Origin of the sequence: Helicobacter pylori SA37A, assembly GCF_000476015.1 — a bacterium.
Taxonomy (GTDB): Bacteria; Campylobacterota; Campylobacteria; order Campylobacterales; family Helicobacteraceae; genus Helicobacter; species Helicobacter pylori_DB.
In genome coordinates, this window is the sequence record NZ_CBOO010000002.1 from 24,753 (window position 1) to 48,825 (window position 24,073).

19 protein-coding genes and 1 pseudogene are annotated in these 24,073 nt (G+C 40.1%); 2 read left to right on the forward strand and 18 right to left on the reverse strand.

What is annotated here, in order from left to right:
• Positions 1–113: 113 nt before the first annotated feature.
• From QT76_RS01155 to QT76_RS01230, 16 genes are all read right to left on the reverse strand, one after another.
• Positions 114–971, reverse strand: a complete 858-nt coding sequence (locus QT76_RS01155) for a cytochrome c1 (protein WP_033616251.1) — start codon at positions 969–971, stop codon at positions 114–116.
• Positions 968–2,206, reverse strand: a complete 1,239-nt coding sequence (locus QT76_RS01160; RefSeq protein WP_033616252.1) for a cytochrome b — start codon at positions 2,204–2,206, stop codon at positions 968–970. Before QT76_RS01160 ends, QT76_RS01155 begins: the two co-directional genes overlap by 4 nt.
• A gap of 10 nt (positions 2,207–2,216) precedes the next feature.
• Positions 2,217–2,720 (reverse strand): ubiquinol-cytochrome c reductase iron-sulfur subunit, encoded by a 504-nt coding sequence (locus QT76_RS01165; protein ID WP_000763654.1) that lies wholly within the window; start codon positions 2,718–2,720, stop codon positions 2,217–2,219.
• A gap of 123 nt (positions 2,721–2,843) precedes the next feature.
• A complete protein-coding gene (gene mfd, locus QT76_RS01170; RefSeq protein ID WP_033616253.1) occupies positions 2,844–5,843 on the reverse strand; it encodes a transcription-repair coupling factor in 3,000 nt (999 codons plus the stop codon).
• Between the two features lie 3 nt (positions 5,844–5,846).
• Complete coding sequence (locus tag QT76_RS01175; RefSeq protein WP_000557865.1) at positions 5,847–6,149, reverse strand: polymer-forming cytoskeletal protein; 303 nt, start codon at positions 6,147–6,149, stop codon at positions 5,847–5,849.
• Positions 6,150–6,175: 26 nt separating this feature from the next.
• A complete protein-coding gene (gene csd1 / locus QT76_RS01180) occupies positions 6,176–7,111 on the reverse strand; it encodes a peptidoglycan DD-metalloendopeptidase Csd1 (RefSeq protein WP_033616255.1) in 936 nt (311 codons plus the stop codon).
• An 8-nt stretch (positions 7,112–7,119) separates the two neighbouring features.
• The gene (gene csd2, locus QT76_RS01185; RefSeq protein ID WP_033616256.1) at positions 7,120–8,046 is read right to left on the reverse strand and encodes a M23B family cell shape-determining DD-metalloendopeptidase Csd2; all 927 of its coding nucleotides are present in this window, start codon (positions 8,044–8,046) and stop codon (positions 7,120–7,122) included.
• Positions 8,046–9,221, reverse strand: a complete 1,176-nt coding sequence (locus QT76_RS01190) for a bifunctional folylpolyglutamate synthase/dihydrofolate synthase (RefSeq protein WP_033616257.1) — start codon at positions 9,219–9,221, stop codon at positions 8,046–8,048. Before QT76_RS01190 ends, csd2 begins: the two co-directional genes overlap by 1 nt.
• Positions 9,211–9,756, reverse strand: coding sequence for an LPS assembly lipoprotein LptE (gene lptE, locus QT76_RS01195; RefSeq protein WP_050578739.1), 546 nt, complete (start codon positions 9,754–9,756; stop codon positions 9,211–9,213). Before lptE ends, QT76_RS01190 begins: the two co-directional genes overlap by 11 nt.
• Positions 9,719–12,139, reverse strand: a complete 2,421-nt coding sequence (leuS, locus tag QT76_RS01200) for a leucine--tRNA ligase (RefSeq protein ID WP_033616258.1) — start codon at positions 12,137–12,139, stop codon at positions 9,719–9,721. Before leuS ends, lptE begins: the two co-directional genes overlap by 38 nt.
• A gap of 10 nt (positions 12,140–12,149) precedes the next feature.
• On the reverse strand, positions 12,150–12,488 hold the full coding sequence (locus tag QT76_RS01205) for a DUF6394 family protein (RefSeq protein WP_000383778.1): 339 nt from the start codon (positions 12,486–12,488) through the stop codon (positions 12,150–12,152).
• A gap of 9 nt (positions 12,489–12,497) precedes the next feature.
• Entirely contained in the window at positions 12,498–13,469 is a 972-nt protein-coding gene (gene secF, locus QT76_RS01210; protein ID WP_033616259.1) for a protein translocase subunit SecF, read from the reverse strand.
• A gap of 8 nt (positions 13,470–13,477) precedes the next feature.
• The gene (gene secD / locus QT76_RS01215; protein WP_033616260.1) at positions 13,478–15,055 is read right to left on the reverse strand and encodes a protein translocase subunit SecD; all 1,578 of its coding nucleotides are present in this window, start codon (positions 15,053–15,055) and stop codon (positions 13,478–13,480) included.
• The gene (gene yajC, locus QT76_RS01220; RefSeq protein WP_033616261.1) at positions 15,052–15,435 is read right to left on the reverse strand and encodes a preprotein translocase subunit YajC; all 384 of its coding nucleotides are present in this window, start codon (positions 15,433–15,435) and stop codon (positions 15,052–15,054) included. The genes secD and yajC overlap by 4 nt, the downstream gene beginning before the upstream one ends.
• Positions 15,436–15,482: 47 nt before the next feature.
• Positions 15,483–16,799 carry a sodium/proton antiporter NhaA gene (gene nhaA / locus QT76_RS01225; protein WP_033616262.1) on the reverse strand — a complete coding sequence of 439 codons (1,317 nt, stop codon included), beginning with the start codon at positions 16,797–16,799 and terminating at the stop codon, positions 15,483–15,485.
• A gap of 23 nt (positions 16,800–16,822) precedes the next feature.
• Entirely contained in the window at positions 16,823–19,663 is a 2,841-nt protein-coding gene (locus QT76_RS01230) for a RecB-like helicase (protein WP_033616263.1), read from the reverse strand.
• A gap of 251 nt (positions 19,664–19,914) precedes the next feature.
• On the opposite strand from QT76_RS01230, the gene rpsB reads away from it, so the two are divergent.
• Positions 19,915–20,709, forward strand: a complete 795-nt coding sequence (gene rpsB / locus QT76_RS01235) for a 30S ribosomal protein S2 (RefSeq protein WP_000258276.1) — start codon at positions 19,915–19,917, stop codon at positions 20,707–20,709.
• Positions 20,709–21,776 (forward strand): translation elongation factor Ts, encoded by a 1,068-nt coding sequence (gene tsf, locus QT76_RS01240; protein WP_033616264.1) that lies wholly within the window; start codon positions 20,709–20,711, stop codon positions 21,774–21,776. The genes rpsB and tsf overlap by 1 nt, the downstream gene beginning before the upstream one ends.
• 55 nt (positions 21,777–21,831) lie before the next feature.
• Here tsf and QT76_RS08745 read toward each other — a convergent pair.
• Positions 21,832–21,897, reverse strand: a pseudogene (locus tag QT76_RS08745) (AAA family ATPase); the annotation flags it as partial.
• Positions 21,898–22,223: 326 nt separating this feature from the next.
• Positions 22,224–24,071, reverse strand: coding sequence for a peptidoglycan D,D-transpeptidase FtsI family protein (locus QT76_RS01245; protein WP_033616265.1), 1,848 nt, complete (start codon positions 24,069–24,071; stop codon positions 22,224–22,226).
• Between the last annotated feature and the right edge of the window lie 2 nt (positions 24,072–24,073).

The window sequence follows — 24,073 nt, forward strand, 5'->3', positions numbered from 1 at the left end:
TGCGTTCATTTATCTATTTCTTGTAGAATACGAGCTTATTTTTAGCGTAAAGAAATTGATGATTAGTCTCATAGAAAAAGCCCCTTACATGCTCTCCCCCCCTTTTTTTTAATTCAATGCACTTCGCTCCAAACTTTTCTTTTCCATGCATAAGCCAAGAACGACAACACCGCAAAGAAAATCATGATTTTGATCCCTAAGGTATTCCTTTCATGTTTTTTCCTATCGCCCGCTTTTTCCAAATATGCGATGACTTGTTTTTGAGCTTTTTCACTCAACCCCACTCTAGGCATAGCCGTGCCAGGCAAAAGCTTTTGCGGATCGTTGATGAAAACATTCAAGCCATGTTCGCCCTTAGCCCTAATCATCATGGACAAATCAGGTGCATGAGAGCCTAAATAATTGGCTAAATCTTTAGGATCGCTAAAGGCCTTATCTTTAGCATAATCCAGGCTATGGCACCTTTGACAGCTTTGGGCAAACACTTCCTTATCGCTCAAATTTTTAGGCAAAATAGAAGTGAGATACGCTACAATATCGCTCAAATCTTGATTGCTAAATTGAGAAAACGCCGGCATAGGATAGGGCCTTTCATCGTTGAATTTATGGCTCAACTTCGCCGTTTTCACGGGGTCTTTGATGAAGTGGGCTAAGAAATTCGCGTTCAAAACCCCCGCCACATGGCTTAAATCCGGTGGCACGACCCCAAAAGAGTTGCTCGCGCTAAGGCTGTCCATAGGGGCTGGAATGTTTTGGGATTTAATGCCATGGCAAGCGGTGCAATTTTCGGCTACAAGCTGTTTGCCTTTATTAGCGTCGCCATTTTTTAAATCCATCGGCTCTAAATCCTTGAAAGCAAAATCCGCCGGAGCGACTTTAGGGTGCATCACCGAATGCGCATAAGGCTCAACCCCATAATAAATCACGCCTATCACCACAATAAGGATGATTAAAATCTTAAATTCTTTCATCTAACACCCCCTTGTTTCTTGCTCTCAGCGATAGTGATAATGGGCAATACCACAAAGAAAAGGGCTAAAAAAGTGATTGAACCCGCTAAGCCAATGTATTTACCGATCCCAAGCGGAGGCAATTTACCATAGATCGTTAAAACAATCATATCAATGATTAAAAGCCAAAACCACACCATAAACGCTGGCCGTTTGTGCGCGGGAGCGACCACAGGGCTTCTGTCCAAAAAGGGCAGTAAAAAGAAAATCACTTGCGCTACGCCAAAGGCCATTAGCCCTAAATCAGCACTAAAGAAAAAGCCTCTTAAGACTTCATAGCTCCACAAGAAATACCATTCAGGGTAAATGTGAGGCGGCGTTTTAAGGCTATTAGCCCTTTCAAAGTTGATAGGATCCATCGCAAAATCATAGTGGTAACACACCAAGTAAAAGAAAAAGACCATGAACGCGCAAACCACAAAAATATCTTTAGACAAGAATACCGGCCAAAAAGGAATGACTTTGGATTCTTTTTTCTTGCCTTCAATGAATTTCTTTTCTTCTAATTCAAAGTCAATCTCTTCGCCTTCTTGGTTATTGACATGCGGGATGCGTAAAGAATAAAAATGCACCCCAACAAGTAGAATGATCGCAATGGGCAGTAAAAACACATGGAGCATGAAAAAGCGCGTTAAAGTGGAATCCGCCACGACATAATTGCCCCTAATCCACTCCACCACATCAGCCCCAATAAAAGGAATGCCTCCAAATAAATTGGTGATAACCGCTGCGGCCCAATAACTCATCTGCCCCCAAGGCAGCATATACCCGCTAAAGGCTTCCGCGCTAAAGACCACAAACAAAACCATCCCGCTAATCCAAATCATCTCACGACCCTTTTTGTAAGAGCCATAATAGATGCCAACAAACATGTGGATATAAATGATGACAAAAATCATGCTCGCTGCCGTGGCATGCATGTGGCGCCAAAGCCAGCCATAAGCCACTTCTTGCATGATGGTGAAATTCACGCTATCAAACGCCATTTTCGCATCAGGCTTGTAATACATGAGCAAGAAAATCCCTGAGACCACAAGCACGCCAAAAAGGGTCAATAAAATCACCCCCATCGCCCATAAAAAATTGATGTTTTTAGGGATCCAATATTCTGTCATTAGCACTTTAACAAGCTTGTTAGTGCCAAGACGCATGTCTAGCCATTCGCCCAAATTCTTCGCCTTTTTTATCTCTGCCATGGAATTCTCCTTACGCTTTAGCCATCATTTTCTTGTATTCAGCCCCGGCTTCACCAAAAGTGATTTTAGTGCCTTCAATTTTAAAAGGCGGGATATCAAAAGGGCGCGGAGGGGGAGTGCCGGCAATATTCACGCCATCAGAAGTGAAACGCCCCCCATGGCATGGGCATAAAAAGCCTTTTTCTTCATCTTGATAAGTGGGGATACACCCTAAATGCGTGCAAATTTGAATGGCTGTGGTAAAAACGCTCTCGCCAACTTTAAAATCGCGCTTTTCATTAAAGCCCTCTTTTTTAGAACGCTTGAGGATATAGACCGGTTTCCCACGCCATTCCACGGTGGAGAACTGCCCTTCTTGCATGTTCGCCACATCTATGGTTGTAAAACCAGCTGAAACAACGCTTGGGAGCGGATCCCAAGTCTTTTTCATCGCTACCAGACTCGCTATGGCCCCTATAGCTGTAACACTAGCAAGGCTCATTCCTAAAAAATCACGCCTTTGAATATCTGCCATGATTAAAAACTCCTTAATGATAATTACCTTTTAACGACTAAAGGCCTAGCAAATCCCTATTTTACAACAAACTCTCTTAATAATTTTTTTAAAATAACAAATTGAGGCTAAAATCACACGCTTTTAACGCCGTTTTAAAGAAATTTGAGCGCGCAAATGTTTCAAAAGGGTTTCTAAAATATCGTTATCGTCTTTGCTTGGGGCTTTCAGGCTTTCTTTCTTTTCATCGCTATAAGTAAGGGTGATGTTTTGATTGAAATTAGAAAGTTTAAGGATGCCAAGCTGGTTGGCTAAGATTTTAAGCGTAATGATTTGCAAAAATTGAGCGCTCAAATCGTCTATTTTTCCAAACCTGTCTTCTATTTCTTCATGGATTTGCCCCACCTCATCTACATTTTCACACAAACTCAAACGGCGATACAAATCCAATCTCAAACTATCGCTTGCAATGAGTTCAGGGTTTAAAAAAGCGCTCACGCCAAGTTGGATTTCTACGCTTTTTTCAAGCCTTTTCTTCCCCCCACTCAATTCATAAATCGCGTCTTCAAGCATGCGCGTATAGAGTGCATAACCGATATTTTTAATATGCCCGCTCTGATCTTGCCCGAGCAAATTCCCGCCCCCCCTGATTTCTAAATCATGATAGGCGATACTCTCCCCACTGCCCAAATACGAATTTTTTTCTAAAGCGAGCAAGCGTTTTAAAGCCTGTTCATTCAAACTTTTTTGATCTTCTATGAGAAAATAGCAAAAGCCTTCTTTTTTGCCTCTCCCCACACGCCCTCTTAATTGGTGCAAATCAGCCAGCCCAAAATTCTGTGCATTATCTATAATAATCGTGTTAGCGTTAGGCAAATGAATCCCTGATTCCACAATAGAAGTGCATAATAAAACCTGATAGTTCCCCTTAGCAAACTCTAGCATGATTTCTTCGCTCTTATTAGCGTTAATCTGGGAATGCAAAATAGCGATTTTGAGTTTAGGGATTAAACCTTCTAGCTTGGTTTTGACTTTTGAAATGCTAGCGATGTGGTTATGGATGTAAAAAATTTGCCCGTTACGGCGTAATTCCCTATAAATAATCTCTTTTAAGAGTTCGTCATTCTTTTCTTTCAAAAAAGTGCGGCTGGGCTTTCTGTCTGTGGGTGGGGTTTTTAAAGAGCTAATGCCTTTAATTTGAGAGAGCGCCATGTTTAGAGTGCGCGGGATAGGCGTAGCGGACATGCTTAAAAAATGCACGCTTTTGCTCAATTCTTTTAAAGCTTCTTTTTGTTTCACGCCAAATTTATGCTCTTCATCCACCACCACTAAGCCCAAGTTTTTGAATTTCGCGCCTAAAATCGCATGCGTGCCTACAAGAACATCAACTTGCCCTAATTCCACCGCTTTTAAAAGCTTGTTTTTTTCGCTCGCATACCGATCCAAACGAGCCACTTTAACGCCAAAATTTTCAAAACGCGCCCTTAAAGTCTCAAAATGCTGGTGCGCTAATAAAGTAGTAGGCACAACTAGCGTGCTTTGAAAGCCGTTCAAAAACGCGCAAAAAATCGCATGCATCGCCACTTCTGTTTTCCCAAAACCCACATCCCCACTCAAAAGTCTATCCATCACCCTGTGAGAGCTTAAATCCTTTGAAATTTCAGCGATGGCTTTTTCTTGATCGCTGGTGTATTCAAACCCCGCATGCGATTTAAAGACTTCCAACTCCGCTAAATGCACATCCATCCTTTTACCCAGGATCAAATTGCGTTCAGCCGCTAGTTCAATGATCTTGCTTGCAATCTCTAAAAGCTTAGTCCTGACTTTAGCTTTTAATTTGAGAAAGCTCCCCTTCCCTAGCCGGTCTTTAGTCGGCACGCTATCGCTTTGCGCCACATAACGAGCGATTAGATGCAAATTTTCTACCGGCAATAGCAGTTTGTCTTCGCCCAAATAAGCGATCTCTAAAAAATCCCTCTTGCTCCCTAAAACGCTATGCTGGACTAATTGAGAAAACACGCCCACCCCATAATCATCATGCACCACCCACTCGCCCGCATTCAATTCGTTCAAAGCGAGCTTGGATTTTTGGCGTTTTTTCTTCCTTTCAAAAGAATTGAGCGAGATAAAAATTTCATCAGGGGTTTTAAAATTCAACACAAAAGGGGCGATGACGCATTGAATGTGGCTTCTTTCAAGTGCGCCTAAGGCATTGTCTAAAATCGTTTTATTGGGGGCTAGGAGCGTGATTTTACGATTTGAATGCAAAGCGATAAAACTTTCCATTGCACGCGCATGGATTTCTAAATCTTCATAGCCTTGATGGGTTTCTAAGGTTTTTAAAGGTTTGAAACGCTCACAATCCAATTCGTTCAAGCTCGCTAATTCTTGAATTTCTTCTAAAGCTTTGGGGCTTATGATGCTTTTATAAACGCTTAACAAGTCTTGCGCTTTTTCTTCTAAAAACCACAAACCAAAACTGGTTAAATCTTTAGAAAAGCTATTTAAGGGGCTTTGTTCCACTTTTGTTTTTAGATCCTTATAAGATGATTCGTCCAAACTAAAAAGCGTGGGGGGGATTTCAATTTCTAACAAATCTTCTTTGAGGCTCATTTGAGTGGTGGGATCCAATTCCTTAATGCTCTCACACTCCGTGTCAAAAAAACTCAAGCGATACGCTTTAGAATTGGGTGCATAAATATCCACAATATCCCCCCTAAAGCTCGCTTCGCCTTCCACTTCCACCAAGTCTAAAATTTCATAGCCATAATAAAAGAGCTTGTCTTTCAAATCCTTAAGGTTATATTTTTCTAAAAGAGTGATTTTAAAGCTCTCTAAAAGTTCTTTTTTGGGTAAAGGGTGTAATAACGCGCTAATAGGGGCAATGATGATAGTTTCTTGCTTGTTTTCTAAGGCTTGATAAAACTCCCTCAAACCCCCTAAAAGCTGTAAAAATTCTTCAAAAAACGAACGCAAATCGTCGTTTTTTTTAGCCCTAAACTTCGGGAAAAGAACGGCTTTAATATGTGGCTTAAAATAGTTTATGACTTCTTTAGCGAGCTTGGATTCTTTAAAATCCTTACAAGCGAGTATTTGATAATCAAAGCCTTTGTTTAAGGCTCTATAAAGACTAGATTGGATCATTCCCTATTTATTTTCAATTTTCTTTTCTTGCTCATTGATTAACAACGCCCCCCCTTGAATATTCTTAGGGCGGGTTTCCCCAATCAAAATCCCCTTCCTTTCCACCACAAGCTCTTGGCTAGAGATCTTACCATCCAAGCGCCCTAAAGGCATGATTTCTACCACTTCCGCTTCCACCGTGCCAGTGAACTTGCCATTGACCACTAATTTATTAGCAAAAATCTCACCCACTACCGAGCCGGTTTGCCCGATCACCACCGTGCTTTTAGAATGCACCACCCCTTCTAATTCGCCATCTACGTGCAAATGGTAATCTAAATGAAGCTCACCCTTTATTTTTGTGCCTTGAGCGACGATAGTCGCTGGTCCTGTTTTTGCATTAGCCGATTTATTATTGTTATCAAAGATTGCCATCTGATGCTCCTTTCTTTATTGAAAACTTCTTCAAAATTTTTCATGTTCCATTTGGTGAAACTCATGGGATTTATGGGTTGATCTAAGAAGCGCACTTCATAATGCAAATGCGGCCCTGTGCTCATTCCTGTGTTACCACTATACCCAATCAACTGCCCTTTTTTGACAAATTCGCCCGTTTTTACGACAATTTTATTCAAATGGGCGTAGTAGGTTTTAAAACCAAAAGGGTGGAAAACTTTAATCAAATTCCCATACCCCCCATTCCACCCCTTACTCGCTAACCCCACTACCCCGCTCGCGCTCGCATACACAGGGGTGTTAATAGCGGTGCTTAGATCAAGGCCGGTATGGTTGTGCAAGATGTGTAAAATAGGGTGGATTCTTTTATTGAAGGCGGCTGAAACGCGCCGATACGACTCTAGCGGGTAGTCGTTAGGGATAAGGCGCATGATAAAGCTTTTTTGAAGCCCAGTAATCCCAGCGACATCTAAGCGGCTTGATAAATCCCCCTCTTCTTTTTCTTCAGGCCTATTCACCCCCACCACTTCTTCTAGATCGTTGATGCGCTCCCCTGAGAGTTGCAAATCGTCTAAAAACTCATCCATTTGCAAAGAAAGCTTTTCGTTAGTTTCTTTTTTTTTCTCAAATTCTTTAGTGATTAGGGCATGCTGATGGTCAATGTTTCTAATTTCTTGATTCAAAACCAATAATGAAATCCCCAAAAACAACAAAGAACCTATGACGCTCAAAAGCGCATACAAGCCAATTTGACGGAATAGGATATGCACATTAATGTAACGACTCCCTTTAGAGTCTGTAATCATTACAATCAAACGCCTGTCTAAAAACACCAAAATCCTTACTGGCTTATTAAAGCGTCTTTATCCACATGCTCTTGGAGCTGGACAATATCTTCTAAAACCCAAAACAAATTCTTCCATTCAATAAATTTATTTTCTTCTAAAGCGCTTTGGAAATGCTCCAAATCCCATGCTAGAAATTTCTCTGCGTCTAAAATTTTACCCAAAAACCGCACTTCATAATGCAATTTTTCGCCCCCGCTATTCCCGCTCTTCCCGCTATAGCCAATCAATTGCCCTTTTTGGATAAAGCTTTTAGGCTGCACATTGACATGATCTAAATGCGTGTAAATGGAACTAAACCCAAACGCATGCTCAATGCGCACCAAGTTCCCATACCCCACATTAGAATTGGTCTTCACAAAATCCACAATCCCATCAGCGCTCGCATACACAGGCGTGTTTAATGGCGTGATAAAATCAATCCCGGATTCAACGCCCTTAATTTTTTTAATGGGGTGGTTCCTTTCTTTGGTGGGTTTGATCGCGCTATAAGTTTTTAGGGGCATGCCATTAGGAATGAGCATGAGCGCTAAATGTTTTTGAGCCAAATTCAAATTTTCTAAATCCACTTCATCATAAAGATGCACGCCCCCATTAGCCCCTCTTTTGATTTCAATCAAGGATTCCAACCCACGAATCTTTTGCCCCACAATAAAAAGCTCTTCTCGCTTGTTTTTAATCTCTTTTGTCAAAGTGTAATTTTTTTGATACAAATCCCTAAAATCCCTTAAAACCGCATTCCTCTCGCTTGTCATCGTATCCATTTTAGCGATTAAAAATTTTAAAAACCCTACGCCAAGCCCCACGATCAATAAAAGAATGATAACAGAAATGATGAGGTTGCGTTTTAAATTTTTAGAAAATTTGAGCTGTTTAGAGCCTGATTCATCAATGATGGTGATCACAAGCTGGTTTTGCGGCATCAATCCCTCTTCTTTTGATAGCGTTCATAAAAAGCGTTGGCTACCAGAAATGAGCCATACACCAAATAATTTTCATTTTCTTCCACATCTTCAAACAAAGCGTGTTCTAACCCTAAAGTTTCTAAAATCCCTTTAAGTTTTTCTAATTGGATAATTCTTTCATTATGCAATTCTAAAATCAAAACCTTTTTAACCACAGGCTTTAAAATTTCTAGCACCAAAAAAGCGTCTTTATCTTGATAGCAATTATAAATCAAAACGATTGGAGCGTTAAAAACGCGCTTGATTTCTTCTTTTAAGGCTTTGGCGCTATGGGGGTTATGCCCCACATCTATTAAGATATTAGGGCTTAAAAGCTCGCAACGGCCGATTAAATTTAGGGGTTTTAGGTTTTTTAAAACTTCTTGTTTATTGCATGGCAATAGCGTTTCAAACGCTTTTAGAGCCACTTCTAAATTCATCGCTAAAAAATGGGCTAAATGGTGGCGTTCAATATAGGCTTTCACTTCTTGTGAAATCTCGTTTTGAACCACAATCAATTGCGCATGTTTGTCTTTGGCGATCTTTTGAGCGATATTTAAAACCAATTCTTGTTGGGGAGCGATGATACTAAGAGGGCCCATCGCTTTTAATTTGGTAGTCGCAATGCTTTCTAAACTATCCCCTAAAAATTCCTTATGATCGTAATCAATGGGGGTGAAAACGCTTAGGGTTTTTTCTAAAGCGTTCGTGCTGTCAAACTCCCCCCCAAGCCCCGCTTCTAAAACCAAATAATCGCAATCTTTAGCGAGCATGACGGCTAGTAAGGTGGCGTATTCAAAATACGAGCAAGCGTTGCTGAAAGCGTGCGATTGCAATTGCTGGTGTGCGTTTTCTAAAACGCTTTCTTCAACAACAGAACCATTCAAAAAAAAGCGCTCCCTAAATTCAAAAACATGAGGGGAGGTGAAATGCAACACCTTAAAATTTTGATCGGCTAACAAAAGGGTTAAAAACCGCCCTGTGCTGCCCTTACCATTAGTCCCTACCACATGAATGACTTTGGCTTGAATCTCAAAAAAAGCGTTTTTAAAATCTTTATAAATTTGAATGAAACGGCTAGGGTCAAATTTATGGTATTCCTTAGGCTTTGTTTCTAAAAACGCCTTTAATCCATTCAAAGAGCTATTTTTCATTATTGAACTTCCCCTCATAAGCGATTTGAGCCACAAATTTAGTCAAAGTTTGTTCCACAGCCTGATTGATAGCGTAATAGCGGTTCTGGTAGGTGTTAAGGGGGTCTTGCAAATTCACGGCGTAATTGTAATACCCGCTATTTTGAAAAGTCTTTTGTGTGCCTCTTTTATTATCATAGGTGTAATTCACAGACACGGTTGCGCGATAGAAAGTCGTAAAACCTTCTTTATTTTGCGTGATGCTCGTATCGGTTACATTCGTGATTTCTATAATAATAATGGAATCCGCATCCTTTTCACTCGCTAGGCGGTTTTGGAAGCGTTGCACGACTAAACGATTCATCAAGTCTTTAAACTCTACGGAGTTTTCAGGGTTAGGCAAATTCACAATGAGTTTCACATATACGCTATCGCCTAAAGCGTTTTGAGCGTAAGCCGCAATGGGCTTATACCCACAGCCCTTGAACAAAAACAATAAAATAAAAAAAGTAAAGCCCTCATGCGATAACAAAATTAACAAGCTTATTAGGCACATAAATTTCTTTTTTAACGCTCGCCTTTTCTAAATATTTCTCTAATTCTTTTTTAGCCAAAACAATAATCTCTTCTTTGCTGGCGTTAATATTGACTTTCAATTCCGCGCGCCTTTTGCCATTAATGGTAAGCCCTAAAGTCATAAAGTCTTCCATCAAAGCGTCTTCATCGATCGCTATAGGCTTAAAATTCTCTCTTTTAAAAAGCCTCTCGCTCAACTCCCATGCGGTGTGTGGGATAATAGGCTCTAAAATTTGCAACAACACAAAATAACCTTCGCATAAAATTTGCTCATTATTTTGTGCACTCAAAGCGTTTAAAGCTTCCATGCAACTTGCGATCAAAGTGTTAAACGCGTAAGCGCTTTCAGCCTTATTGAAAATTTCATGCGATTTTTTTAACGCTTCATAGACTTTTTTACGAGCTAGTTTTTGCGCTTCATTCAGGCTCACTCCTTTAAATTCAGGCTTGGAAGTGGTAGGGGTAATGGCGTTCGCTTTATCGTATAAGCGCTTGATAAACCGGTGCGCCCCCTCTAAAGCGCTGTCATTCCATTCCAATTCTTTAGCCGGTGGGGCAGCAAAAAGGATAAAAAGCCTTGCGGCATCAGCCCCGTATTTTTTAAGTATCTCTTTAGGGCTAACGACATTGCCTTTAGATTTGCTCATCTTAGCGCCATCTTTTAAGACCATGCCTTGGGTGATAAGTTGTTTAAAAGGCTCATCTAAATGAAGATAGCCCAAATCCCTTAAAGCCTTAGTGAAAAAGCGCGCGTATAACAAGTGCAAAATCGCATGTTCAATGCCGCCAATATAAGTGTCCACCGGCATGAAATACTTCAAGTAATTTTGATCAAACGCTTGATTTTCACGCTGATTTTTGGGCGTGGTGTAGCGCAAGAAATACCAACTAGACTGGATGAAAGTATCCATGGTGTCTGTTTCTCTTAAAGCGTTTTTATGGCATTTAGGGCATTGAGCGAATTTCCAACTCGCATGCTTTTCTAACGGATTGCCCTCCCCATCAATCACAATGTCTTCAGGTAAAGTTACCGGCAGTTGGGTTTCAGGCACAATCCCGCAATTGTTGCAATGAATCATAGGAATGGGCGCTCCCCAATACCTTTGACGGCTCACTCCCCAATCTTGCAAGCGGTAGTTGATCACCCTTTTACCGAGGTTTTCTTTTTCAAAATAAGCGATGATTTGTTCTCTGGCCACTGAGCTAGAAAGATCGCTCCACTCCCCGCTATTTTTTAAAACCTCTTCTTTGGTGTGGGGCAAATTTTGAAGGCTTTGAGTGATCACTTTAATAGGGATACGATAAAGATTAGCGAATTCAAAATCCCTTTCATCGCAGGCTGGCACGCCCATTAACGCCCCAGAACCATAATTAGCTAGGGCGAAATTAGCCACCCAAACAGGGATTTTTTGCTTCGTTAAAGGGTGGATAGCATAAACGCCTAAAAACACCCCTTTTTTCTCTAAGGCTCTTTCTCTTTGAGTCGTGTTTAAAATCGCTTTAATCATCTTTGAATCTTCTTGGCTCACTTGCTTAATGGCATGCTCTACTAAAGGGTGTTCTGGGGCGATGGCGATGTAAGTTACGCCATAAATGGTATCCGCTCTTGTGGTAAAAACTTCAATTTCTTGAATGCCGTTGCAAGCTTTCAAGCACTCATCAGCGATTTTAAAACCAAATTGCAACCCGCTAGATTTCCCTATCCAGTTTTTTTGCATGGTTAGGACTTGAGAAGGCCAATGATTTTCTAAAGTCTCTAAGTCTTTTAACAATTCTTCAGCGTAATTTGTGATCTTCAAATAATATTGATAGAGTTCTTTTTGAATGACTTCTGTGTCGCAACGCCAACACCTCCCATCAATGACTTGCTCATTAGCTAAAACGGTTTTGTCGTTAGGGCACCAATTGAGCATGGCTTTCTTGCGATAAATTAGCCCCTTTTCCCACAAGTCAATGAAAAATTGCTGTTCAAATTTCGTGTAATCCGGATCTGAAGTGGCAAATTCCCTGTTTTTAGAAAAAGAAAACCCTAAAGCTTCAAACTCTTTTTGCATGGCTTCAATGTTTTCATAAGTCCAGGTTTTAGGGTGGATACCATGCTTAATGGCCGCATTTTCCGCAGGCATCCCAAAAGAATCAAACCCCATAGGGTGTAACACATTATAATGGTGCAAACGATAATAACGCGCCAAAGCATCGCCAATAGTGTAGTTGCGCACATGCCCCATGTGGATTTCCCCACTAGGATAAGGCAACATGCTCAAAATGTACTTTTTAGGGAGGTTAAAATCGTCTTTAGGCTCAAAACTCTCATTTTTCCACCAAAATTCTTGCCATTTTTTTTCTATATTGATAAAATCCATCAACTACCCCTTAATCCGTTTCGCTCGTTACAACGCTTTCAATCAACAAAAAGATGAGGCTGAAAGCGTTGCTAATCAACGCCCCGATCATGAGCATGTAAGCGGTAACCAAATTATTTAAAATCTGTAAAAACACAAACGCCGGTATGAGGTGCAACACGGTAGCTAAAGAGCTGGCCAACAGCTCTGAAGCGAAACGCTTGATCACCCCAATTTTAAGCGTAACAGAAATAAGATTTAAAGCTAACGCTACAAACAACACCACCGTATTAGGCTCATACAAAAACCCTGCAATGGTGGTTAAAGAAATAAGGCTGAACAGCACATGAACGACCCGACCCCAATCCATAGAAACTCCTTAAACTTGACCGCCCTCATACAAGCGGCGCATTTTTTCTTTCTCTTGAGCTTTTTTGATTTTTCTAGCCTCATTCTCATAATATTTACCCATATCAAAACCTAACAATAACGCTACTTTAGGGGCGATGAAAATAGAGCTGTAAGTCCCTACAATCGTGCCTATTAGCATGGGCAATGAAAAGCCAATGATGATCTTACTCCCAAACACGCACAAAATCAACACCACAAAAAACACGGTTAAAGAAGTTAAAAGCGTGCGCGTGAGCGTGCTGGAAATGGCTTCATCAATGGCTTGAATGGCGTTTTTGGTTTTTTGAGAGAGCATTTCTTCTCTGATCCGATCAAAAATAATGATCGTATCATTAATGGAATACCCAATCAAAGTGAGTAAAGCCGCAATCACTTCCAAATTCATATCAATCTTAAAAACAATCACTGAGCTTGCCACTAAAATCACATCATGCACAAGTGCAATAACGCTCGCTAAAGCAAAACGCCATTCATAGCGGAAACTCACATAAACCATGATCGCCATTAGGGCTAAAATCAGCGACAAAATGCCCTTTTCTTTCAACTCGTTCCCCACTCTAGGCCCCACGGTGTCAAATTTACGGATTTCAAAATCGCCGCTGGGTTTTAAAATGTTAGCCACGATAGCGTTCAAGTCTTCATTTTCAGCCGTTTCCACAAAAGGGAATTTGATTAAAATCTCTTCTTTAGAGCCAAATTCGCTCACTTGCACGCCTTTAAAGCGAGCTTCTTTTTCAAACAGATCGCGCACTTCTTTAACGGGGGCGTTTTGAGCGTAACGCACTTGCACCAAACTCCCCCCCGCAAAATCAATCCCTAAAGAAAACCCTTTAAAAAACAAAAGCCCCAACGCTAGAAGAACTAAGATCGCTGAAACAACCACCCCGTAATTGGAATAACGCATGAAGCTTAAGATTCTAGTTTGTTTGAATAATTCCATAAAACCTCCTAAGCTCTTTTATTCACGCCAAACCAAAAATAAAGGCTTTTTGTTTGGGTGAGTTTAGGTAAAAGGGCTTGATAAATCCCTTGCGTACCTACAATAGCGGTGATGATAGAGGCTAAAATCCCAATGCCTGTGGTGAGAGCAAAGCCTTTAATCGCTCCTGTGCCATAAGCGTATAATAACACTGAAGCGATCAAGGAAGTGATATTGGAATCAAAAATCGCTCTACTCGCATTGATATAGCCTAAATGGATCGCTTTAGCGATGCCCTCATTCTCTCTTAAGACTTCTCTAATGCGCTCATTGATAATGATATTAGCATCCACGGCAATCCCCACGGTTAAAACAATCCCCGCCATTCCCGGTAAAGTCAGCGTCGCTCCAAAAATCGCCATGACCGCCACGATCAAAAAAAGATTGACCACTAACGCCAAACAAGCGATTACCCCAGCCATGGAGTAATAAAGCGCCATAAAGCCCATCACTAAAATAAAACCCCCAACTAGAGCGATAATGGAAGTTTTAATGCTGTCTTTCCCTAAACTCGGGCCTATAATCCTTTTTTCTAAAACCTGAATGGGCGCGCTCATCGCCCCACTCCTTAAAGCGATCGCTAGATCGCTCGCTTGAGCCACGCTAAAATTCCCGCTAATTTGCCCGCTCCCTCCGCCAATACGCTCTCTGATCACTGGGGCTGAATAAACCTTATTGTCTAAAACGATCGCCATGCGTTTGCCCACATTCGCGCCTGAGAAATCCCCAAAAATCTTAGCCCCTTGCGCATCCAGCGTGAAGCTCACCACCGGCTGGTTGTTTTGGTCATACACCACTTTCGCATCTGTAAGCATTTCGCCATCTAAAATGGGGATCGCTTTGAGCAAGATTTTACCCCCCATTTCCACATCAGACAACAACACGCTGCCTAATTTTTGAGCCTCTAAATCCGTCATTTTCATCGCATCTTTATTGTGTTCTTCATCCACTGCCATCATCTGCAAATGAGCGGATCTTGAAATCAAATCTTTAGCGCGCCGTTCTTCTTCTAAAGTTTTAATGCCGGGCAATTGCACCGAAATTTCTTCTCGGCCTTGTTGGATAACTACAGGCTCTGCCAAACCAAATTGATCCAAGCGGTTACGGATGATCCCTATCACTTGCAAGATCGTGTTTTTACGCAATTCTTCTTGCTCTAAAGGGGTGAGCTTCACGCTATAAAACCCCGCTTCTTTTTTGATTTCAAACTGGCTATGACCTTGCAATTCCAATAAAAGCGCGTCTAATTTTTTCACTTCATCTTCATCTAAAAGCTCAAAACTGATCCCTTCTAGGCTGGATTTAATGTCTTTAAGCAAGATATTTTGCTTTTTAGCGTTGTATTCTAAAGCGGACGCCAGGCTTAAATACTTGTTTTTTAAAGCTTCATCGGTTTGTACCCCTAAAAGCATGTTCAACCCCCCCCTTAAATCCAAACCTAAAGTGATTTTAGGGCCTTTAGTTTCTAGCAAAGAAGGCACAGAAAACCCTACCCCTAAAAGAAGCGCGCAAATAAAAACGATTAAACGAGCGTTAAAAAGTTTCATTCAGTTGTTATTTGGCGTTGTTTCAAAGTCTTAGTGCCGGATAATCTTGCCGAAATTTCTTCTCTGCCTTGCTGAATGACTATAGGCTCTGCCAAACCAAATTGATCCAATTCGTCTAATTTGAACGCTACATAGTTTTTAGAAAGTTTAGCGGTGGTGTCATCATTGAGTTTCACGCTAAAAAAATTCGCTTCCGCTTTAAGCACCTCAACGATGAACCCTCCTTGAGTGACAATTTTATCGCCCTTAGTCAAGCCCTCTATCATTTCTTTGTGCTTTTTTTGTTGCTGGCGTTGCGGGCGAACAATCAAAAAATAAAAAATAAGAAACAACACCACAAGGGGTAAAAGCGTTGTTAGAATGTCTTTAATTTGTCCCATTTAATTTCCTTAAAAGATGTTTTAATCTCAAATTATAGCATTTTTAGCTATTTCTTTAAAGCTGCTCTTTTATCTAGCGCGAATAAATACAAAGCCCCTATGATCCCAGAAATCAAAGATCCGAGTAAAATCGCAATTTTTGCCACTTCCATAGCGTCCTTATGCTCGCTAGTGAAAGCCAGATTAGAAATAAACATAGACATGGTAAAGCCAATCCCTGCTAAAAGCCCAGCCCCTAAAATATGCCACCAGCTGATGCCTTTAGGGCGTGCGGTGATTTTAAGCTTTTCGCTTATAAAAGTGATTAAGAAAATCCCTAAAGGCTTGCCCAAACAAAGCCCTAAAATAACCCCAAAAAGCACCTTATCCACTTCTAAATTGATGCTAGAATCAACGCTCACCCCAGCGTTTGCAAACGCAAATAAGGGCATGATGAAATACCCGCTGATGGGGGCTAGAAAATGCTCCAACCTTTCTAAAGGGCTTTGTAAAGCGCTCGCTTTTTCTTCAATGGAATGCAAGATTTCTTGCTGCTCTTTGGTCAAAAGCACTCCTGAACTCGTTTCTGCGTATCGTTTGCCTAATTCCAAAAGCTCTACATTTTTAGAATCTTTAGGGATTTTCACCGGTATCATAAAAGCTAGAACCACTGCAGCGATTGTCGCATGGATACCGCTTTGATGCACGCAAAACCAAAGCAACACCCCTAAAAGCAAGTAAAGGATAAGCGAGCGGATATTCAAGCGGTTTAACACCGCTAAAATAAGAACCACCCCTAAAGCCCCTAAAAGCCATGCGAATTTTAAATTCGTGGTATAAAAGAGCGCGATCACCACAATAGCCCCTAAGTCATCAGCCACCGCTAGAGTGATTAAAAAAACCTTTAAGGCGGTTGGCACCCTCTTGCCTAAAAGCATGATCACGCCCAAAGCGAACGCAATATCCGTCGCCATAGGGATCCCAAAACCATGCTGAGAGGGCGTATCAGCGTTAAGGAAAAAATAAATCAATCCTGGAGCTATCATGCCCCCAAGAGCCGCAATCACAGGGAAAGAAGCTTTTTTGAAACTGGATAACTCCCCAAACAACAATTCTCGCTTGATTTCTAAACCTATCATTAAAAAAAATAACGCCATTAAGACATCATCAATCCAGTTGTGCAAACTAAAGCCGATGAAAAAATCCCCTATTTGAAACCCAAAAGGGGTGTGCCATAGCGCAAAATAACTTTCTTTTAAAAACGAATTGGCCACCACCATTGCTAAAACAGCGTTCAAAAAGAGGAAAATCCCTCCAAAAGACTCGCTTTTAATGAAGTTCTTAAGCGTCAAACTGAGCGCGTTTTCTGTTTTTTTGAGATTCATAGACAACCTTAAAATTTTTAATTTCAGACCCATAATTTTTCAAGCAGTCTTTTATGAGCGTAAATAATGCCCGCTTGTATCTTAAAATGGGGGGCTTGAGTTTTTAAAAACGCAGCGTAATGAGACACTTGAGCCTTATGGCTTTGTTGGTAATTTTGAGAGCTTTTATAATCTAAAACATACAAATTTTGCCCCCTATCCCACAATAAAACATCAATCCTAGACACAACCCCTTCAAATAAAAAAGCCACTTCACCCCTTAAGGCATGATTTTTAAAAAGAGTTTGTATTTCCATATCATTTTCAAAAAGCTCTAAACTTTCTTCTAACGCTTGATAATCCAAACCATAAAAACCATGATGGTAGTTTAAATATTCTAAAACGCTTTTTTTAGGAATATTATAAGCGTATTGGTATTCTAATCCCTTGTGCAAGGCGATACCAAAATTGATCGCTTCCTGGTCGTTATTCTTTTCATAATCGCTATCTGGCTCTTCTTCTATCTCTTGGACTTGCTCGCCATAGGCATGGGGTTTGATGAGAGTGCTTGTAATTAAAGGCTCTTTTTGTGGAGAAATAACCGGCATAATTTCCCCCTCTTCTAAAGGCGCAAGATCCAATTGTTCGCGCATTGTTTTGTTTTTGCTTTCTTTTTTGCTTTCTTTTTTGTCTTTAGCCACGACAATCAGCCCTAACTCAGCCCTAGTGAATGCGACATAATACACATTAATTTCTTCGTGATCTTTGGCCGCTTCTTCTTTGTCTAAAGCCCTGGCGTAATCTTTATCCACGACCTCACGATTTTTCATTCTGTAATAAAGGCGAAGAAGCTCTGCGCCGTCATATTCTTCAAGGAGTTGATTGGAATGGCTTGAATTAGGCTTGCCCAAGCGTTCGCACACAATCACATAAGGGAATTGCATGCCTTTAGATTTGTGAATGGTCATGATCTGAGCGCCTTTTGAATGGGAAGAAGCGATCGATTTAGCCTCTAATTTTTCTAAAAATCCATCGGCGTCTTCGCACCCAACCGCTAATTCCAAACAGCTTTGTGCAGGCTCTCCATAAAGCTCAAACCATTCCATCACCTTCCACACAAAGCCTGCCACGCTCTCTTTTTTAGGGTTAAAACCAGCTAAAGCGATCACATCATCATGCAAGTATCCAGCGAGTTTTAAAACGCTGTGCTTATAAAAGGGCTTGTAAGGTTCTTCCGCTAGAGCGTATTCTAAAGCGTTCTTAATGATTTTAGACTCTACAAATTGAGACAATTTTGCGCTAGATTCCGTGCTTGGGCAAATTTCGCTCAAACGCTCTTGCAAATAATTTTTGATTTCTAAAGCGTCGTCATTAGTGGCGCATAAAATGGTAATATCTTTAGGCTCAATACGATGCTCTAAAAGGTTTTTAGCTTCTTGTAAGACCCGATCTAATAACAATTCTCTTTCATCAGCCACTAAAGAGACTTTAACATAGCCCTCTGTAACATGTTTATTTTGAGAAGTTTTAGGGTATTTTTGCTCCAAATAAGCGGTGGGGGAATTTTGATAAGCCTTTTTAAAAATGGTGTTCACATAATTAATGATTAAAGGCGCACTGCGGTGGTTGAATTCCAAATTATCGTGGTAAAAATCCTTAGAAACGCTTTCAAACAAAGAACTAAAACTCCCCCTAAAGGCATAAATGCTCTGCTTGACATCGCCCACAAAAAACACGCTCCTGTGCCATTTTGCTTGCCCTATCCCGGCTTTAATCTCATCAATAAAAGGGGCTAAAATCTTATAATCGTTCAAGCTCGTGTCTTGAAATTCATCAATCAAAATGTGCGCGATCTTGCTGTCCAACCTGAAATAAAAAAACTCCGCCGGCATTTCTTCATAACCATTCAATAAGACATGGACCTTATCTTTAATCGCATCAAAATCTAAGGCTTGGATTTTAGAAGTGGCGTTATCATAAAGTTGGATGAATTTAGGGAATTTTTTAAATATTGCGGTTTCTTTGGCTTCATAATAGCGTTTTAAATCGTTTTCAATCTCTTCGCATTCGCTCTCTAAAGTGGGGATTTCACTTTTAAGTTTTTTGAAAGATTGATATTCGCTCTTTTTTTTAAGCCAGGTTAAAGAGCTGTTTAAAAATCCCCTAAAACTATCGCATTTAATGGCTGTTTTAGCCCTATCTGACGCTGTTTCTATGCTTTGAATTTGTTCGTTTAAGCTCCTTAGTTTTTCTAAAAAACCCTTTTCATCAAATGCAGGCTCTTTTTTATTAGGATCAAATAAATAGAGCTTGTTTTTTAAAAAACGCAACCGCTCTAAAATAGAATCGCTTGTGTAACTATCATAACTTAAGCATTGAGCGATAAAAACGCTCAATTCTTCAAGCTGTTCGCCATTTAAAGCGCTCAAAAAACCCTCATTAAGCTGTTGTTGGTGCGCTTTGGTGTCTTCATTGACTTCAAAATTCGCGCTCAACCCCACAAACCAGCAAAATTTCCTTAAAATGCTTTGAAAAAACGCATCAATGGTGCTGATTCTGATTTCGGCGTTTAAAAAGCGTTGGTAGATTTTTTGAGCGCTATTTCGCACCAAATCAGGGTCTAAATGGTATTTTTCTTCTAATTCTTTTAGGATATTTTGGGATTTTTCTTTTTCATTTTCAAGGTTTTCTTGTTGCAAAATTTTTAAATAGTCTAAAATGCGTTCTTTCATTTCGGCGGTGGCTTTTTTAGTGAAAGTGAGCGTTAAAATCTTGCTAGGATTAGCCCCCTTAAACAATAGGGCCAAAAACCGCACGCTCAAAGCGAAAGTCTTCCCGCTCCCTGCTGAAGCCTTTAAAGCCATGCATTGTCTTTTTGTATCCATTAAAGCTATCCTAAAATTCTATTTTGTTTTTATTATAGCCTAAAAGCCTTTTTTTACTTAAGCTAAAAAACCTTAATCTTTTGCTATAATCATAGGGTTTTGTCGTTTTTCTATCATTTTATAGGAATCAAAGGCAAAGACAGCGTCAAATTCACACATGCTAATCCTTGTATTTAGGTGTTCTTAAGAAATTTAAGAATCAAATGAGCATGGAGGAAGAGAACCAAAATAACTTTAAGGAGAATATTCTCATGGTAACCATGAAAGATTTATTAGAATGCGGTGTGCATTTTGGACACCAAACAAGGCGTTGGAACCCTAAAACCAAAAAATTCATTTTTGGCGTTAGGAAAAATATCCATATTATTGATTTGCAAAAAACCTTGCGCTATTTTAGATACACTTATAATATCGTGCGCGATGCGAGCGCTCAAGGCAAGAGCATCATGTTTGTAGGCACTAAAAAACAAGCCAATGAGACTTTGAAAGAATTTGCTGAAAGCATTCAAGTCCCTTATGTCAATTACCGCTGGCTTGGTGGCATGCTGACTAATTTTAGCACCATTAGAAAATCGGTGAGAAAATTAGAAATCATTGAAGAAATGGAAAATAGCGGTCAAATTGATCTATTGACTAAAAAAGAAAAGCTCATGATTTTAAGGAAAAAAGAAAAGCTGGACAAGTATCTTGGCGGGGTGCGCCACATGAAAAAAATCCCTGATATGATTTTTGTGATTGATGTGGCTAAAGAAAAAATCGCTGTCGCTGAAGCAAGGAAACTCCATATCCCTATCGTGGCTCCCTTAGACACTAACTGCGACCCTGATTTAGTGGATTACCCCATTCCTGGAAATGACGATGCGATCCGCTCTATTAGGCTATTTTGTAAAGAAATGAGCGAAGCGATTTTAGAGGGGCGAGAACTCATGCAAGAAGAAATCGTCCATGCGGATGAAAATAGCGAAGAGATAGAGTTCGTGAGCAATGAAGAAAAAGAAGAAATGCTCGCTGAAATCCAAAAAGAAATCACTCAAGGAGCCGAATAATGTCAGGAATTAGCGCTCAATTAGTCAAAAAATTAAGGGACTTAACCGATGCGGGCATGATGGATTGCAAAAAAGCCCTTGTGGAAGTGGCTGGGGATTTGCAAAAGGCCATTGATTTCTTGCGCGAAAAAGGCTTGAGTAAAGCCGCTAAAAAAGCCGATAGGATCGCTGCTGAGGGCGTGGTCGCTTTAGAAGTAGCGCCTGATTTTAAAAGCGCAATGATGGTAGAAATCAATAGCGAAACGGATTTTGTGGCTAAAAATGAGGGCTTTAAGGAATTGGTGAAAAAAACTTTAGAAACGATCAAAGCCCATAATATTCACACCCCAGAAGAGTTGCTTAAAAGCCCGTTAGACAACAAGCCTTTTGAAGAATATTTGCACTCTCAAATCGCTGTGATTGGTGAAAACATTTTAGTGAGAAAAATCGCTCATTTAAAAGCCCTTAGCTCTCATATTGTCAATGGTTATGCGCATTCTAACGCCAGAGTGGGCGTGCTAATCGGTATAAAATACAATAATGAGAAAAACGCTCCAAAAGTGGTGGAACTAGCCCGAAACATCGCTATGCATGCTGCAGCGATGAAACCTCAAGTATTAGATTGCAAAGACTTTAGCCTTGATTTTGTCAAAAAAGAAACTTTAGCCTTGATCGCTGAAATTGAAAAAGACAATGAAGAGGCTAAACGATTGGGCAAACCTTTGAAAAACATCCCCACTTTTGGGAGCCGCATTGAATTGAGCGATGAAGTTTTAGCCCATCAAAAAAAGGCTTTTGAAAACGAACTAAAAGAGCAAGGCAAGCCTGAAAAAATCTGGGATAAAATCGTTCCTGGAAAAATGGAAAGGTTTATCGCTGATAACACCCTTATTGATCAACGCCTAACCCTTTTAGGGCAATTCTATGTCATGGACGATAAAAAAACTATCGCTCAAGTGGTTGCTGATTGTTCCAAAGAATTAAACGATGATTTAAAAATCACTGAGTATGTGCGTTTTGAATTAGGCGAAGGCATTGAGAAAAAGGCAGAGAATTTCGCTGAAGAAGTGGCTTTGCAAATGAAGTGAGATTTTAGCAAACAACCTTTAAAGGTTGTTTCTTCTAACCTTTCAACTTTCTTTATTTAAAATTTTCCATTTTAAAGTGCTTAAAATTTTTGTAATTTTCAATCTCTATGCTTTTAATCATTTAAATTCGCCTTTTAGTTAGCTTGAATTGATGCCACTAGACATCGGTATAATTGCTCTAATTTTACATTATTTTGATTAAATTTTGAACGCTCACCTGTTGTAAACCTTGCGTTTAAATTATAATAGCAAGCTAATCCGCATTCTTTTTGATTTAAGGGTTAGTTTTGATTGTCTTTCTAGGGATCATGCAAATCTCATTTTATTTAATTGGGATCAATCTAACTTAAACAGATTTTTTCTAATCTGTCCTCTAAATTTGGCCTTAATGCCACAGAGCCGGCAAACTTAAGACTCCTTTTTGGAGTTTGGGTTAAAAAGAGCCTTTTATTTTATTTTAAAGCGGTTTTTCTCCAACGCGTTTTGAATCGCAATAGAGGGCGATAGATAATTGTAACGCACTAAAATTTCGGTGATTTCTTTAAAAATAGGGGCTGCAATCTTGCTAGCGTAATATTCTTCCTTGCCATGCGAGCCTAAGATAACCACGCCGATAGTAAAAACCTGCCTTTCATCTTCAGCGAACCCAAAAAAAGAGCTGTTGTAGGACTCTGCACTATAACTCCCGTTTTTAGCAACCCTAGCCGTGCCGGTTTTGCCCCCTATGTATAGCCCTTCAAATTGAGCGTTTTTGCCTGTGCCGTAACGCACCACTTTGATTAAGGTTTCTTTCATTTTCCTAGCGCTTTTGGGGCTAATGACTTGAAAAGTGGGTTTGGGGCTAGGGATGTAAATATCGCCATTAGGGGCGGTTTCTCGTTGCACTAAATAAGGGGTAGTCAATTTGCCTTCATTAGAAAACACCGCATAAGCCCTTAAAAGTTGCAAAAAAGTTGCGTTCAACCCATAGCCATAAGAGACGCTCCCCTTTAACACTTCACGCTTGAAAGCGGACAAAGGAGGGATCTTTCCTGTGGCTTCTAAGGATAAATCAATGCCCGTTTTTTGAGAAAATCCATAGCCTAAAAGCCCGTTATAGAAATCCTCCGGGTTGAGATTTTTGCTGATTTTTATCATGCCCACATTGCTAGATTGGATCAAAATGTCTTCCACAACGGCTTTTTTACTAGGAATAAAGTCGTCTTTAATGGTGTATTTTCCTAATTGGTAATAGCCATGGTTTAAATCAATGCGTTCTTTGGGGTTGATCAAATTCTTATCCAACAGCAAGGAATAAACAATGGGTTTGATCGTGCTGCCTGGTTCAAAAACCTTTTCGGCAACGCTCAAATTCAAGCTTTCATAATCGCTGGTTTTAATCGCATTAGGATTGAAGCGCTTGCTTGAAGCCAGCGATAAGATTTCCCCGCTTTTAGGGTTAATGATACCCACTAGGATTTCTTTAGCCTTGAGTTTGTCTTTAGTTTTATCTAATAGGGTTTCAATTTCTCTTTGGAGCTTTAAAGGAACGCTCAAATACACCTCATAGCCATCAAGCCGTTCAACCTCTGTGTAAGAGTGGTTTTGGATAAAGTTAAAACTCACATCTCTTTTGCCTGTTTTTATGCCATTTTGTTGGGCTTTAAGCAAATGATCTTGAGATTTTTCAACGCCTTTTTTACCGGTAGTTAAAGTGAGCTTGTCTTCTTCTTGTTTTTGCACATAGCCAATGATTGGCTCTAGGCTATTTTGATAAGGGTAATGCCTAGAAACGCCGCTCACTTCAATGTTTAGCCCTTGTTTTTGCCACACTTTATCGTGTGCGTCTTTGAAATTTTGAAAAACCCCAAAGGCTAAAAATTTCTTATTCAAGTCTCTAATATTAGCGGCCATATTGGGCGTGAGATCATAGGCTAGAATAATATAACCTTTCGTATTGATGGCGTCTTTTAAGGACTTTTTAGGGATATTGCTATAAATAGAAAGGAAATCAATGAAAAAATCTTCTTTATCCGGGTTTAAAAACCTTGTATCAAAGCCCAATTTGAAAAGGGTTTGCGAAGTGGCCAGGCTGTAGTTGTCTTGACTATAGATAGTCCCCCTAGTAGCGGTGTCTTGTTTGATCATCACCAAAGTGGGCATGTTGGCTTGCGCAAAAAAAGCTTTTTTAAAAGCGACCATCAAAAAAATAAAAAAAAGCAACAAAAAGATTAGTGCCGTAACCACACCCTTGTCTCTTTGGATTTTTAGGAATTGCTCTGGGTTGAAGTAAGGATCAATATTCTTATTATCCATAA